Source organism: Cyclobacteriaceae bacterium (genome assembly GCA_025808415.1).
Classification (GTDB): domain Bacteria; phylum Bacteroidota; class Bacteroidia; order Cytophagales; family Cyclobacteriaceae; genus UBA2336.
The window spans coordinates 2421543-2436491 of sequence record CP075525.1; the positions used below are offsets into that span (position 1 = coordinate 2421543).

The window sequence follows — 14949 nt, forward strand, 5'->3', positions numbered from 1 at the left end:
ATAAAATAAAGTATGAATACTGCACTGGAGATACATGACCTTACCGTAGCGTTCGACCGCAAACCAGTTTTGTGGAACATCGACCTCACTATCCCACAAGGAAAGCTGGTAGGCATTATTGGCCCTAACGGTGCCGGAAAATCTACTTTGGTTAAGGCCTCCATGGGCATTTTACCGTTGAGTAGCGGCTTCGTTAAACTTTTCGACAAGGACCTTAACGAAGTGCGCCATCGTGTAAGTTATGTTCCCCAACGCGAATCAGTGGATTGGGATTTTCCGGCTTCGGTAATGGACGTAGTGCTGATGGGGCGCTACGCCAAACTGGGTTTATTTAAGCGACCACGCAAAGCAGATAAAGATGTAGCCCTAGATTGCCTGAAGAAGGTTGGTATGGAGGGTTTGGTAAACCGGCAGATATCCCAGCTTTCAGGCGGCCAGCAACAACGCACCTTTTTGGCCAGGGCGCTGGCACAACAAGCCGATTTGTATTTTATGGACGAGCCCTTTGCCGGTGTAGACGCGGCCACGGAAAAAGCAATTGTTACACTATTGCGCGAAATGACAAATCAAAATAAAACCGTAATCGTTGTTCATCACGATTTACAATCGGTAAGCCAGTATTTTGATTGGGTGGTTATGCTAAATACCCGCCTGGTGGCTGCCGGTGAAACATCCAAGATTTTTACTTCTAAAAACCTAGAAGCGACCTACGGTGGCAAACTCACCTTACTTACCGATGTGGCGGACCTGATGCGCAGGGAAAGTTATCCGAGCCGCGAAGAAAACATTATCAAATCATGAATGCCCTTTGGGAATTTTTGTCCTTCAGCGATGCAAACATCCGCTACGTAGCGCTTGGTTCGGTTTTGCTTACGGCCAGTTCGGCCCTGGTAGGATCGTTTACCTTCCTGAACAAAAAATCATTGGTGGGCGATGCTATTGCGCATGCCGTATTGCCCGGTATCTGCCTGGGTTTTATTATGAGCGGAACCAAAAACCCGGTTGCACTTATTGCCGGTGCATTTGTTACCGGTTGGTTATCCATTGTATTGGTTGAATTTATTGTATCAAAAACACGTATAAAAGAAGATACGGCCATCGGTTTAATCCTTTCGGTTTTTTTTGGCATAGGTATCCTTATGCTTACCGTAATTCAAAAAAGTGGCAATGCTTCGCAATCCGGCCTCGATCATTTCCTGTTCGGAAAGGCTGCTTCGCTGGTCGGTAGCGACCTGCTAACGTTTAGTATAGTGGCTGTTATTTTATTGCTGATGGTATTTGCTTTGTTTAAAGAGTTTTCATTGCTGGCGTTTGACAAAGATTATGCCCGCTCAATCGGGCTTCCTGTAAAAGGAATTGAATTGATCCTCACCTCACTGATTGTGTTGGCCGTGGTTATTGGCATTCAGGCTGTGGGGGTAGTGTTAATGGCCGCCATACTTATTACCCCGGCAGCCGCGGCCAGGTTTTGGACAGATAAGATTACAACGATGTTTCTATTGGCCAGTGTGTTTGGTGCTATCAGCGGATTAAGCGGGGCCTTCATTTCCTATACTGCGCCTTCTATGCCCACCGGCCCCTGGATTGTTATTGTTATATCATCCATCGCATTTATTTCATTCTTTCTGGCCCCAAACCGTGGCGTTATAAGCCGGTTGGTACGGCAAACCCGAATCCGTAAAACGATAAATGACGAGAATGTTTTAAAGATTATCTACCAGCTTGGTGAAGAAAACCGGAACTTTTTTATCCCGCGATTAACCACAGAAATTATCCGCAAAAGGTTTTACGATAAAAAGGTTTTGATGAGCATACTTAAACGCCTTGCACGGCAAGGATACATTGAACGCACCCGCAACCTTTGGGCACTTACCGAAGAGGGAAAAAAACGTGCGCAGCGTGTGGTAAAAATTCACCGGCTTTGGGAATTGTACCTCACTACCTACATGCGCATTGCACCCGATCACGTGCATGAAGATGCCGACACCATTGAGCACTTATTAACACCCGAACTGGAAGAACAACTGGAAAAACTTTTGGGCTATCCCAAAGTTGATCCGCACAAATCTGAGATACCCTATGGTAATACATGAGTCATTTCTTAAAAGTTACGAGCCACGAGCTCCAGGCTTTAAGCTAAAAGTTGCAATAAGCTTGCGGCTTGTAACTTAAAGCTTGCAGCTAATAGGCTTTAAAACTTTTACAATTAAAAAGTTCATGAACAACGATTTATCCATCATACTAACCGCCTCCCTGGTATCTGCGAGCTGTGCCCTGCTGGGAAGTTTCTTGATTTTACGCAGGATGGCTATGGTGGGCGATGCCATTTCGCATGCTGTGCTGCCCGGTATTGTTATCGCCTTCTTATTGTCCGGATCGCGTGACTCATTAACCATGCTGATTGGTGCCGGGGTTATTGGTATGTTCACTACTTTTTTAATTGAATTCTTCCACAAAAAAGCACGTCTGCAAACCGATGCATCCATTGGCGTAACCTTTACATGGCTTTTCGCCATAGGTGTGGTCATGATTTCGATCTTTGCCGGAAAAGTTGACCTCGACCAGGACTGTGTGCTCTATGGTGAGATTGCATACGTACCATTGGATGTTATCATTACACAAGGTGGAATAAATCTGGGCCCAAAAGCCTTGTACGTATCGGGTACTATCCTTATCGTAAACCTGCTGTTCATTTTGCTTTTTTACCGCAAACTTTTTCTTACAACCTTTGATCCGGCTTTTGCCAGTGCCATTGGTATATCCACCACCCTTTGGCATTATGCACTAATGGGTGCCGTTTCCATGACAACCGTGGCATCCTTTGAATCTGTTGGTGCCATACTGGTGGTGGCGCTGCTCATTGCCCCTGCCGCCACAGCATATCTGTTGACCGATAATTTTAAAACCATGCTGGCGATAGCTTGTTTTGCCGGAGCCACTTCTTCCATAACTGGTTATTACCTGGCGGTTTGGCTGGATGGATCCATTGCCGGGGCCATAGCAGCCATGAACGGTTTGCAGTTTGGGTTAGCCCTGATCTTTTCACCAGTACATGGTATCTTCTTCCGGAAAATCAAGGCCGGGGCACATTAGCGCCAAGCACTTTAAGCATTAACTTGCCGCCCATGGCAGCCAAAATTTTCGACCATACCGATACGATTGTTGCTCTTGCCACTGCGCAAGGCATTAGTGCAATTGCCGTTATCCGTTTGTCCGGAGCAAATGCTATTACCCTTGTCAATAAAGTTTTCCACGGAAAAGACCTGGAAAAGCAGGCTACCCATACTGCGCATGTTGGTTTGATTGCGGAGGGCGAAAAGGTGATTGATGAGGTAGTGGTTACAATTTTTAAAGCGCCAAAATCTTTTACGCGTGAAAATGTAGTAGAAGTATCATGTCACGGCTCACCCATAGCGGTGAAAGAACTGATAAAACTTTTTTTAAAATCAGGCGCACGATTGGCCGAGCCGGGTGAATTTACCCGAAGGGCATTCCTGAACGGCCGTATAGACCTGGCCCAAGCCGAAGCTGTAGCAGACATTATCAGTGCTGAAACGGATAATGCCCGACAAGCAGCCATTAACCAGATGCGTGGCGGCTTTTCAAAAGAAATCAACCACCTGCGTGAAGAGCTGATCCACTTTGCTTCATTAATTGAACTTGAACTTGACTTTGGCGAAGAAGATGTAGAGTTCGCTAAGCGGGATGATTTGCGTAAACTGATCCTTCGTATCCAATCATACCTGCGCGTATTGATCGATTCATTCGATGCCGGTAATGTTATTAAAAACGGGGTACCTACCGTAATAGCCGGAAAACCCAATGCCGGAAAATCAACTTTGTTGAATACGTTGGTGAATGAAGATCGCGCCATAGTTTCTGAAATAGCCGGTACAACACGCGATACCATTGAAGACGAAATTGTGCTGGGCGGAATCAACTTCAGGTTTATGGATACAGCCGGTTTACGCGAAACCGATGATGTTATCGAGGCCCTTGGTGTGCAGCGCACACGCGAACATATGAAACGGGCCGCTTTGATTATTTACCTGTTCGATCTTGCCGATACATCCTGGGAAGAAATCGAAAAGGAAGAAGCTCACTTAAAAGCCTTGGGCATACCCTACCTTAAAGTGGGGAACAAACTCGATAAGGCCAACCCCGAGTTAATGCAAAAACTCACAGATCGTGCCTTTGTTTTCATATCGGCAGCGCAGAAAAACAACATACAGGAATTAAAAGACAAGATTCTTGCCCATTTTCACATCAACACCGTAAAGCAAGGCGATGTAATGGTTACAAACTTGCGCCATTACCATAACCTGACACAGACCTTCGATGCGCTTCAGCGCGTACTGGATGGGCTGGACCATGGCATAACCGGAGACTTTTTGGCCATGGATATTCGGCAGGCACTCCATTATTTAGGCGAAATCACCGGCACCATTACCACGGAAGATTTGCTGGATAATATTTTTAGTAAGTTTTGTATCGGGAAGTAATAACCCATCCGGTAAGGATTTAACCTTGAATTTTAAAGCCTGAATGCTATCTTAGCCAATTGATAGCACTAAACTTTTGCCCATGACCCTCCCCACTGTGAAATCGCTATTTATCGTAGCGTTGATCTTATCTTCAGCCGGACTTTTCGCACAAGATTACTACGTTGTTATTGGCGCCTATCGCGTTCAAAAATATGCTGATGCTTTTACCGGTTATGCCCGAAATGCCAAGTTCGATGCCCAACAGGGAAAACACGAACAACGAAACCTTACCTACATCTATGTATTAAAAACAAACGATAAGAAGGAGGCATCGGCCATGACGCGCAGGCTACAGAAGGAGACCGAGTTTGAAGATGCCTGGTTGTACGAAGGGCCACTAACCACGGGTGAACCCACTCAACCCATCGTTAAACGAGAACCAAAGGAAGAGAAAATACCTGTTACTGAGCAAAAGCCTGAGCCTGTGGTGGTAAAGGAAGAATCAAAGACAGAACCTAAACCAGAACCCAAACCTGAACCCAAGCCCGAGCCTAGAGAAGAACCTAAGCGCGAACCGGTCGTAGAGGATAAGCCCTTACCTCCTGCCCGCGGACAGTACTTTAAATTTGTGGTCATGACACAAGACGGTCAAACATTAAGTTCGCAGGTACACAATGTTGACCGGATGCAGGGCCGTGATTTGGCCACCTACAAAACCGATGAATATGTTGACATCCTTCGTCCGGCTGACCCCGCCATACCCCTGACGATCGTTTGCGGCATTTTCGGCTTTAAAGAAGAGATCAAAATCATCAACTACAACGACCCCGGCCAAACACCCGATGTTACCCGCGATGAAAAGGGCGCATGGGTTGTGCCCTATAAACTCGAGCGGCTAAAAAAAGGCGATGTGTCGGTTATGTACGATGTTGCCTTTTATAAGGATGCGGCCATTATGACGCCTGCATCAAAAACGGAGTTAGATGAGTTGGTTAACATGATGCGCATGAATCCGAATTACCGGATCAAAATTCACGGGCACAACAACGGTAACGATAAGAACATTCGCATCACTACGTTGGGCAAAGACAAAAACTATTTTGCCATGGCAGGTTCATCTACCAAAAACGGCAACGGAAAAGAACTGTCGAAGTTGAGGGCAGAAACGATTCAATCGTACCTGGTGGATAATGGCATCGATAAAAAGCGTACCGAAATTTACGCCTGGGGCGGAATGGAAATGCTCGTGAAGCAAGGATCCACCGTTGCCGCCAAACTTAATAACCGCATTGAAATAGAAATTTTGCAGGATTAATATTGACCTTAATTGTATGTATATAATGGCACCTGAACCGGTGCCATTTTTTTAAAGCCATCTCAAAATACAATTGTTGAAACCACAGCGTACACAAAGATCTGCACAAAGGCCCTACAATTCAGCGGCTTCGTCTCTGTAAACTTTGTGCTTTATTCGTGTCCTTAGTGGTTAAACTTATTTTTGATATGGCCTCTAACTAAAAACGATATCCAAACATGAAACCGTCAGCACCCTTTTTACTCTTTGTACTGCTTAGTTTTTTTGCAAACGCACAAAATCCGGAAGTTTATCCGCCCCACTGGTGGAGTGGTATGAAAAATACTTCACTGCAACTTATGGTGCATGGTACCGATATCGGTAAAGATAACCCAACGGTTACACTCAAATATCCCGGTGTTACCCTTAAGAAGGTGCATTATCCAGAAAACAATAATTACCTGTTCATCGACCTGGATGTTTCACCAAAAGCCGCGCCAGGAAAATTCAACCTGACGATCAATCAAAAAGCAAAACCGGCTGTGATCGAATACACCTTGAAACCGAGGCGCAATGGCAAGGGGACAGAATTTGCCCAAGGTGTTACATCTTCCGACTTTATATACCTGTTAATGCCCGACCGGTTTAGCAACGGTGATCCTTCAAATGACAGGCTTCCCGGCATGCGCGATCAATCCCTTAACCGCGACTCGATTTTTCACCGGCATGGCGGTGATTTGCAAGGTGTAATCAATAAACTCGACTACCTGCAGGATTTAGGCATAACCGCATTATGGATGACCCCTGTTATCCAAAACGATATGCCAAACCGAACCGAGCACGGTTATGCTTTTACCAATCATTACAAAATTGAACCACGCTTTGGCGGAGAAGAAGCTTATAAAAAACTTAGCTACGAATTGCATAGGCGGGGCATGAAACTTATCCAGGATGCTGTGTACAATCATGTTGGACTATACCATTTCACTGTTCAAGACAAGCCCATGAAAGACTGGCTGCACGAATGGCCGGAATACACCAATACCAGCTACCGCGATCAAACCTTGTTTGATCCCTATGTGGCTCCATCTGAAAAGAAAAAAATGAGCGATGGCTGGTTTACGAAAATGATGCCCGACCTTAACCATCAAAATCCCTTTGTAGAGAAGTTTCTGATTCAGCATGCCATCTGGAGTGTGGAAGAATTCGGTGTTGACGGCTGGCGAATTGATACCTACCATTACAACGACCTTGAATTTATGAACCGCTGTAACAAGGCACTGATGGATGAGTACCCTTCTATCTCTATGTTTGGCGAAACTTGGGTACATGGCGTCATTAATCAAGCTTACTTTGTAGAAAACAATCTGAATTTTTCTTTTAAGAGTAATCTTCCTGCGACAAACGACTTTCAAACACTTTTTTATGGAATTCAGGCCGCATTAAATGAAAAGTTTGGCTGGACGGAGGGTGCAAGTCGGCTCTACCAAACCATGTCGAATGACTTGGTTTATAAGGACCCAATGAAACAAGTTATCTTTTTGGACAACCACGATTTGAGTCGTTTCTTCTCAGTGGTAAATGAAGACTTAAACAAAATAAAAGTAGGCTTTACCTGGCTGTTGACTTCACGTGGCATACCACAAATGTATTACGGTGGTGAAATACTGATGAAAGGTGTTGCCAATCCGGATGGATGGGTTCGGCTGGATTTTCCCGGTGGCTGGCCTGATGATAAAGTAAATAAGTTTACTGCCGAAGGAAGGACAAAAGAAGAACAAGAGGTTTTTACGTTAATTCGTACGTTGGCCAACTTCCGCAAAACTTCAAGCGCCCTAAAAACTGGGAAGATGATGCAGTACGTACCCGTGGATGGATTGTATGTTTACTTCCGCTACGATAATAATCAAACCGTTATGTGTGTGATGAATACCGGTGAAAAGGAAATGATGGTAGATTTTTCAAAATACATCGAACGTACTGCTGGTTTTACAAATGCAAACAATGTCCTTACGGGTGAATCCATACAAATCTCTGCTCCATTTAAAATCAAGCCGGTGAGTATGGTGGTGTTGGAATTAAAGAAATAGTTGTTTGTTCATCGTTATTCTCCATTAGTTGTTCGTTCTTGGTTGTTTGTTGTTAGGTGAGTCTAAGTTAACAACGAACAACGAACAACTAACAACCAACAACTATTATTACCTGCGCCTAACCGCTCCCCTCACCGCTTGCGCTGTCCACGGATCATCCGGCCATGAATGCTTGGGGTAACGTCTTTTCAACTCTTTCTTTACTTCGTGGTAGGTGGTGTTCCAGAAACTTTTCAGGTCTTGTGTAACCTGAACGGGCTTATAACCGGGCGAAAGCAAATGCATGGTTATCTTCACCCGACCTTCATTTACAGCAGGGGTGTCAAGCAAACCAAAACATTCTTGTAACCGTACTTCCATCACCGGTGGTTGTCCATTGCTGTTGTACTGGATTTTAATCAACGATCCACTCGGTACTTCCAGTCGAGCAGGAGCAAGCTCATCAATCTTTCGTTGTAGCTCCCATGGAATCAGCGTGAGCAAAATTGAATACCAATCAAGCTTTTGCAGCTCGCTTAATGAATTGATCTGATTTAAAAAAGGCGGAAGCCAATCGTATATGTGATTCAATAAAGATTGATCCGACATATCAGGCCATGCCTCATCCTTCCGCCAAACTTTTAAGCTACCCACACGCAACTGCAGCTCACGAATAGATTCAGGGAAACCCAATACACCAATCCCTTCATCGTGTATGGCCGAGCATAGTATACTGATTCGCTTATCGTCAGGAATTGGCGTAAGCTTTTTCTGTGACAATACAAGATTTCCAATTCGAAATTCCTCTACCCCTTCAACTACTCCACGTTCTTTGTTCAACCTGACTTCCTGCACCGGTCTGGCAATCAGTTTCAGGTCTTCTTCGTGCACCGGAGCCGCCAGAAATATTTTTCCTTCACCTGAGCCTGCATCAAGTTGCGCCACCACAATCCATTCGGCATGCATCAGCGGATCGTGAGCAGGAAGTTTTGCAACACGACCGTTCATGAGTTTATAGCGCTCACTGTGCTTCTCCATTCGCTTGGCAATACGATCAGGGTATGCAAGGGCTAATAATTTCCCAACCTCATAATCACTGACAATTTTATTATCGGCTTGTATGGAAAATGATTTTCGCCACGACTGTGCCAAACGTTCGATTCGCTCCAATACGTTCCGGTCGGCCTGAACAAATTCCTTACCTCGCCATTTTCGCAAAGCCTCAAGGCGTAAGGTAAGATCAGCACTTCCTGAAGCACTTAATGGATCGCGCTCCTCTAATAACGCGGCAACATCGGATGCCAAAGCAGATTCATCTGCGCTATTTACCAGCATGTGCGCAATCCGCGGATGTGTTGGCAACTCGGCCATGGCCCGTCCATGTTTTGTTACGCGGTCATCTTCCAAAGCGCCCAACTGTGTCAATAATTCTTTCGCCTGACTTACCGCTCCTTGTGGTGGAGGTGTTATCCATGTCAACTCATTAACATTTGTTATGCCCCATGCCGCTAGTTCCAACACCAATGAACTAAGATCGGCTTCCAAAATTTCTGGCTTGCGATTTGGTTGAAGGTTTCGTTGTGTTGCTTCACTCCATAACCGGTAACAAACACCGGGGCCAAGTCGCCCGGCACGGCCCGTGCGCTGATCGGCTGCGTCTTTAGTAACACGAATAGTTTCCAAACGGGTTAACCCGCTACGCGGATCAAACTTAGGTACACGTGAAAGTCCTGAATCGATAACCATACGAATACCCTCAATGGTCAGCGATGTCTCGGCAATACTCGTTGCCAAAACAACCTTACGCCTTCCTTGTGGATCGGGTAAAATAGCTTCTTGTTGTTTTTTGAACGGCAGGTCGCCATACAGCGGAAAAAGAATCACAGGTAAATTTTCCTGCTCCAATAATTCAACTGTGCGTCTGATTTCGCCCGTACCGGGAAAGAATGCCAGTACATCGCCCTTTTCTTCCATCAAAGCTTTTCGGATTGTCCGTGCCGTATACACAGACGCATGAACATCCTTATCATCGCCCAGGTAGTGTACCTCTACCGGGTATTGTTTTCCTTCACTGCTGATGAGCGGGGCCGCTAGTTTTTCTGATAGTGCTTGCCCATCTAACGTAGCTGACATAATCAGTATGCGCAAATCATCACGCAGCACGTGTTGTGTTTGAATACAAAGCGCTAACGCCAAATCAGCTTGCAGGCTTCGTTCGTGAAATTCATCAAAGATGACTAGTCCGACATCTTCAAGGGCATTGTCGCATTGAATCATGCGGGTAAGGATTCCCTCTGTAACTACTTCAACACGTGTTTGATTGCTTACTTTATTTTCAAAGCGTACACGATATCCAATCTTCTTCCCCACCTCATCCTCCAGTAACGAGGCCATCCGCATGGCCACTGATCGCGCAGCCAATCTGCGCGGCTCCAGCATGATGATTTTCTTTTCCTTCAGCCAAGGCTCATCCATCAACTCCAACGGCACAAGGGTTGACTTACCCGCACCGGGTGGAGCTTGTAAGATTACCTTCTTGCTTAGCTCCAAACTTGCCTTTAATGATGGAAGTATCTCCAGAATCGGGTATTGCATAAGGGGTAAAGGTAATTCAGAATGAAGAACCCGCATAAAATAAAAAGAGACCTGTAAAACACAGACTTCTTTTTAAATACAATATTAACATTGGCTTACTTCGGCTCCAATGCCTGGTTAATTCGTGTCACCACATCCTGCAAATGGTAGCGGCTCATCTTATCGGTAGTGCCGGGAAGTGCAGCATTGATATCGCTGCGAAGGGCAATCAGGTGACCTCGTGCAACTGAAATCACATCACTTTTCTTTGGATCGGCAACCGGTGAAGCCGGTGAGGCATTTGGATTTACAAATCCCTGTCCGCCTGCTGGTGGTGTAGCGGGTGGGTTTAACAAACTCACCATTTTCTCCACATAAACTTTCTGCAGATTCCTGCGGTACACATCAATTGCTTTTTTTGTACGCAACTCCGACCAGATGCCTGAACGCATATCGGTGAATAAATCATCAAGGCTATACGCATTACTGGATTGAGCACTGGATTCAATTAGGCGCTGCATGCGTGCGTAATCGTAAATGCTGTTTAGCGTGGCTTCCTGAATAGTCTTTACCTGCTCTACACCGGAGCCTGGTCGGATTTTACTGAGCACATCCTGATTCATTAACCATGTTGGCGTTTCAAAAAGCTGCTTGTTTAAAAAGGTAACCGCATCGCGCTGGATAGCTCGCGGTGTGGGTTCATATACTGCACCTACCTGTTCATACGTTTTTGGCGTTTCATAAATGCCACCAATGTTTTTGGTAGCATGCCCCATATACCTGCGATACTGTCCTACCACCTGGTTATACATCTCATTGAGCATGGCATACTTCTCAGCTTCTTCCTTATACCAGTCGGACAAAGAAGGAAGGATGCGCTTCAGGTTTTTGATACCATAATCGCTGGCCAGCATGGCGTTGTTGCCCAGGTCTTCGCTTTGCGTGCGCGGATCGTAAGGGTTGCTTTCGGTGCCAAACCAATACATGGGATCGTTGGCATGGGAAAGCACCCATTTGTTTAAAATCTTTTTATCTTCTTCCTGACTTTTTGTGTCGAAGATAGGCTTGTACCCCCACTCAATCGCCCAACGGTCGTACACACCTACACCGGGGAAAAGCAACTCAGCCGGAATATTATCTTCAGGTTGAGCTACATAATTGAAGCGGGCATAGTCCATGATGGACGATGTATGTCTGTACTTTTGTAAAAACTCTTTGTCGCGTAATTTTTCTACCGGTGTAGCAAAGCTTGCTCCAAAGTTATGTCGCAGGCCAAGCGTGTGCCCTACTTCATGCGCAGCCACAAAGCGAACCAGTTGCCCCATCAGTTCATCATCAAACTTTCGGGTGCGGGCACGCGGATCAACAGCTGCTGTCTGAATCGTGTACCAATTATTCAGCAAGTTCATTACGTTATGATACCACCCAATGTGGCTTTCCAGTATTTCACCGGTACGTGGATCATGAACATTCGGGCCGTAAGCATTTTGAATATCAGAAGCGAAATAACGAATGAAGGAGTAACGGGCATCCTCCGTGCTGATGGACGTATCCCCTGCCGGAATAATTTTCGCCTGGATGGCATTTTTAAAACCAGCTTGTTCAAAAGCAACCTGCCAGTCTTCTACACCCTGCTTTAAGTATTTTCTCCATTTCTCAGGCGTGGCCGGATCGATGTGAAACACAATGGGTTTTATTGGTTCAACCAACTCACCCCGCTTCATCTTCTCAACGTCTTCAGGTTTCGGTTCCAACCTCCACCGCACGGCAAACACTTCACGCTCGGCACGCTGGGATTCTTCACCGTAAACCGTGTAACCATTCGCAAAAAATCCAACACGGTTATCGAACAAGCGTTTACGCATGGGATTTTCCGGAAGTAAAATCATGGAAACATTCATTTCCAGTGTAACAAACCCAGTGCTGGCTCCGGCAGGCAATTGATTAACGGTTGAAGGCCCGGATGTTTGAGGAGGTAAGTTGGAGGCAAATGTTTTTACTGCCCGTACTTCAGTGTTAATAGGATAAGACCTGATACTGGAAATGTAGGAGCGGTCCTTTTGAATGGCTCCTAAACTGAAATTTCTCTTAACAACCGGGCTAAGCGATACCAATTGGTTATCGGCATTGAAAAATTCGTTGACATTGATCACATAACTTTTACCATTGTTGATGGCCTTGATGTCGAACGCTGAAACAATAGGCTCAACATTCGAATTGCGAACAGCCTCCATGATAGGCGCTGTGGAGTCGCCACTGGCATTGATGTACAAAACCGCCCTTAAAAAAAGCTTGTTATTAGGCCCCTTTTCCCAACGCAACACCTGGCGGTTCCTTTCTTCGCCACCATACCCGGCACCGGTTGGTGCTTTGGCGATACGTGTTACCGCCATAAATTCTTTATCAAGTATAGCCTCCTCAATTTCAAAGAAATAATCATCATTAACCTTATGAACAGTGAATAAACCTTGTTGTGTTTTGGCTTTGGCTGTGATCACCTGGTTATAGGGTTTTAGGGCTCCGGCATTGCGTGCTTTGGCCGTGTCGGCTTTTGGTGCTACCGGTTGTTGGGTTGGCGTTGAAGATGGCGCTGCCTTTGATTTCTTTTGCGCCTGTAAGGGATGTAATACAGTTAGGGCAAGCATGATTAACATTCCTGTCACCCACTTTATCTTTTTCATCATAGCAATGGATTTGAAAACGCAAGAATGAAGAAACACACCGGAGAAATCAAACAGAATAGTTACCGTGTATACTGAAATTATTTAAGCGGTAAATGTTAAATGGATAAACCTGAGGTATTACTTGAGAAACCTCTACCGGTCTTCTACATATCATTTGGTGCATGAAAGGCCAGTAACGGGATATTGGTATAATATGAAAACTTCTTGGTGATGCTTGGGTTGTATATTTTTTCAAACAGGTTACGCTTACGGGTAGACAGAGCAATCATATTTACCTGGCTTTGTTCAATAAGCGCATCAAGCCCGGCATTGACATGCGCATCACTGATTACCTTTCCGCTGATTTTCCCATATCCTGTCAGCAATCGGATTTCTATGGCAAACTTATCAACAACTGCTTTCTCTTCCTCAGTTTCCTCAGCACCAACCACCACATGACCAAAAACAACCTCGGCACCAAACGCTTTGGCTAACCCCACCAACTGTTTTGCTCCTTCAATATCGCTGTAGGCAAAGTTTGTGGCGAAGAGTATCCTTTTGGGTGTTTGGTAACTTAAGCCTTGAGGAATACACAACACTGGGCATGCTGCTTTTTCAATAACAGAGGCCGTATTGCTGCCAAACAAAACATTCACAACTTTGCTGGCACCTTGGGTACCCATAACAATCAGGTCAGCTTTTTTCTCACCGGCTAACGAAACGATTTCACTAACCACATCCCCAACCGTCACCTGAACAGCACAAGAAACCGATGGAAATTCTGTCTTAACGGTTTCGGCTATTGTGTTTAATTTTTCGCGATAAATTTTGGTAACGCGTGCAGTATCCTCGGCAACTACTGTTTGCAGGGCACTTTGTACAGAAACGGGTGGGCTATAAACCGACATGACCAGCAAACCTGCTCCTATTGCATTGGCCGTCTCAACGGCATACTCTAAAGCATGGGAAGCATTTTCAGAAAAATCAGTAGGAACAAGTACCAGTTTCATGATTTCAATTTACCTTTTAATTGGCAACAGCACCGTAATTTTGAAACATTTAAACGCGAGCCGCCAGCTTGAAGTAAATAGGCAACACCATCCGTTGCCTTACCGGCTTACCGCGTTGTTTGGCAGGTGTCCACGGTGGCGCACTTTGTATAATCCGCAAAGCTTCTTCATCGCAACCGGCTCCAATGCCTTTCACCACAACAAAATTGGTTAAGGTGCCATCTTTATCCACTACAAATTCAACAAATACTTTTCCTTCAATATTCATTCGCCTGGCCTGTGCCGGATAATTAATGTTTTTGGAAACATAATCGTAAAAAGCGGCCATACCGCCTTTAGGTGCTGCACTCTGCTCTACCACCAGGAATATCTTGTCGGTTTCTTCTTCCTCCACCTGCACTACAGGCGCTGTTTCAATGGTAAACTCCTGCGAAACGGTAGTGTTGGTTACATCAATATCAAATTGTACTTTAATCTCTTCTTTAATCTCCTCCTGGTTCGGCACTTCTACAATACGGGGCTGCTGCAAAACAGGTGGCGGTGGTGGCGGGATTTCGGTCTGCGGAACATCCATCACTTCTTCAAAATCGGAAGTCTGAAGGGCAACAACTTTTTGCTCTACTTTCTCAGCGGTACGCCATTCAAATGCTGCAATCACCAGCAATAGCGTAATGATTAAACTGATATTGAAAATGACAGGCCTGATCCTTTCGAGGTCTGCATGATTGGTTTTTTTGGGTTCATGAAAGAGGCCCATGGTTTGTGGTTTTTATTAAACGATTTTACCACAAATCGTAAAGACCGGACATGATGTTTGTTAGTGAACGGGATGATTATTGGCAGCGATTGATCTAT

At 45.3% G+C, this 14949-nt stretch carries 10 protein-coding genes; 6 read left to right on the plus strand and 4 right to left on the minus strand.

Annotation, left to right across the window (positions count from 1 at the left end):
* Positions 1-12: 12 nt before the first annotated feature.
* From KIT51_11065 to KIT51_11090, 6 genes are all read left to right on the plus strand, one after another.
* The gene (locus KIT51_11065; GenBank protein ID UYN85427.1) at positions 13-801 is read left to right on the plus strand and encodes a metal ABC transporter ATP-binding protein; all 789 of its coding nucleotides are present in this window, start codon (positions 13-15) and stop codon (positions 799-801) included.
* Complete coding sequence (locus KIT51_11070) at positions 798-2093, plus strand: metal ABC transporter permease (GenBank protein UYN85428.1); 1296 nt, start codon at positions 798-800, stop codon at positions 2091-2093. Before KIT51_11065 ends, KIT51_11070 begins: the two co-directional genes overlap by 4 nt.
* Before the next feature lie 124 nt (positions 2094-2217).
* Complete coding sequence (locus tag KIT51_11075; protein UYN85429.1) at positions 2218-3093, plus strand: metal ABC transporter permease; 876 nt, start codon at positions 2218-2220, stop codon at positions 3091-3093.
* Between the two features lie 32 nt (positions 3094-3125).
* Positions 3126-4502 (plus strand): tRNA uridine-5-carboxymethylaminomethyl(34) synthesis GTPase MnmE, encoded by a 1377-nt coding sequence (mnmE, locus tag KIT51_11080; protein UYN85430.1) that lies wholly within the window; start codon positions 3126-3128, stop codon positions 4500-4502.
* An 82-nt stretch (positions 4503-4584) separates the two neighbouring features.
* On the plus strand, positions 4585-5799 hold the full coding sequence (locus tag KIT51_11085; protein UYN85431.1) for an OmpA family protein: 1215 nt from the start codon (positions 4585-4587) through the stop codon (positions 5797-5799).
* A gap of 218 nt (positions 5800-6017) precedes the next feature.
* On the plus strand, positions 6018-7868 hold the full coding sequence (locus KIT51_11090; protein ID UYN85432.1) for a glycoside hydrolase family 13 protein: 1851 nt from the start codon (positions 6018-6020) through the stop codon (positions 7866-7868).
* Between the two features lie 108 nt (positions 7869-7976).
* On the opposite strand, the gene hrpB is transcribed toward KIT51_11090, so the two are convergent.
* The 4 genes from hrpB to KIT51_11110 form a co-directional block, all read right to left on the minus strand.
* On the minus strand, positions 7977-10478 hold the full coding sequence (hrpB, locus tag KIT51_11095; GenBank protein UYN85433.1) for an ATP-dependent helicase HrpB: 2502 nt from the start codon (positions 10476-10478) through the stop codon (positions 7977-7979).
* A gap of 59 nt (positions 10479-10537) precedes the next feature.
* Positions 10538-13102 carry a zinc-dependent metalloprotease gene (locus KIT51_11100; GenBank protein ID UYN88566.1) on the minus strand — a complete coding sequence of 855 codons (2565 nt, stop codon included), beginning with the start codon at positions 13100-13102 and terminating at the stop codon, positions 10538-10540.
* 146 nt (positions 13103-13248) lie between these two features.
* Complete coding sequence (locus tag KIT51_11105; protein UYN85434.1) at positions 13249-14094, minus strand: universal stress protein; 846 nt, start codon at positions 14092-14094, stop codon at positions 13249-13251.
* Between the two features lie 49 nt (positions 14095-14143).
* Positions 14144-14851: an energy transducer TonB gene (locus KIT51_11110; GenBank protein UYN85435.1), complete on the minus strand. Its 708-nt coding sequence runs from the start codon at positions 14849-14851 to the stop codon at positions 14144-14146.
* Between the last annotated feature and the right edge of the window lie 98 nt (positions 14852-14949).

Bases quoted from the DNA above. Each gene is read 5' to 3' on its own strand.
- KIT51_11085 (UYN85431.1), top strand. From the start codon at position 4,585: ATGACCCTCCCCACTGTGAAATCGCTATTTATCGTAGCGTTGATCTTA.
- KIT51_11075 (UYN85429.1), top strand. From the start codon at position 2,218: ATGAACAACGATTTATCCATCATACTAACCGCCTCCCTGGTATCTGCG.
- mnmE (UYN85430.1), top strand. From the start codon at position 3,126: ATGGCAGCCAAAATTTTCGACCATACCGATACGATTGTTGCTCTTGCC.
- KIT51_11070 (UYN85428.1), top strand. From the start codon at position 798: ATGAATGCCCTTTGGGAATTTTTGTCCTTCAGCGATGCAAACATCCGC.
- KIT51_11065 (UYN85427.1), top strand. From the start codon at position 13: ATGAATACTGCACTGGAGATACATGACCTTACCGTAGCGTTCGACCGC.
- KIT51_11090 (UYN85432.1), top strand. From the start codon at position 6,018: ATGAAACCGTCAGCACCCTTTTTACTCTTTGTACTGCTTAGTTTTTTT.
- KIT51_11110 (UYN85435.1), bottom strand. From the start codon at position 14,851: ATGGGCCTCTTTCATGAACCCAAAAAAACCAATCATGCAGACCTCGAA.
- hrpB (UYN85433.1), bottom strand. From the start codon at position 10,478: ATGCGGGTTCTTCATTCTGAATTACCTTTACCCCTTATGCAATACCCG.
- KIT51_11100 (UYN88566.1), bottom strand. From the start codon at position 13,102: ATGAAAAAGATAAAGTGGGTGACAGGAATGTTAATCATGCTTGCCCTA.
- KIT51_11105 (UYN85434.1), bottom strand. From the start codon at position 14,094: ATGAAACTGGTACTTGTTCCTACTGATTTTTCTGAAAATGCTTCCCAT.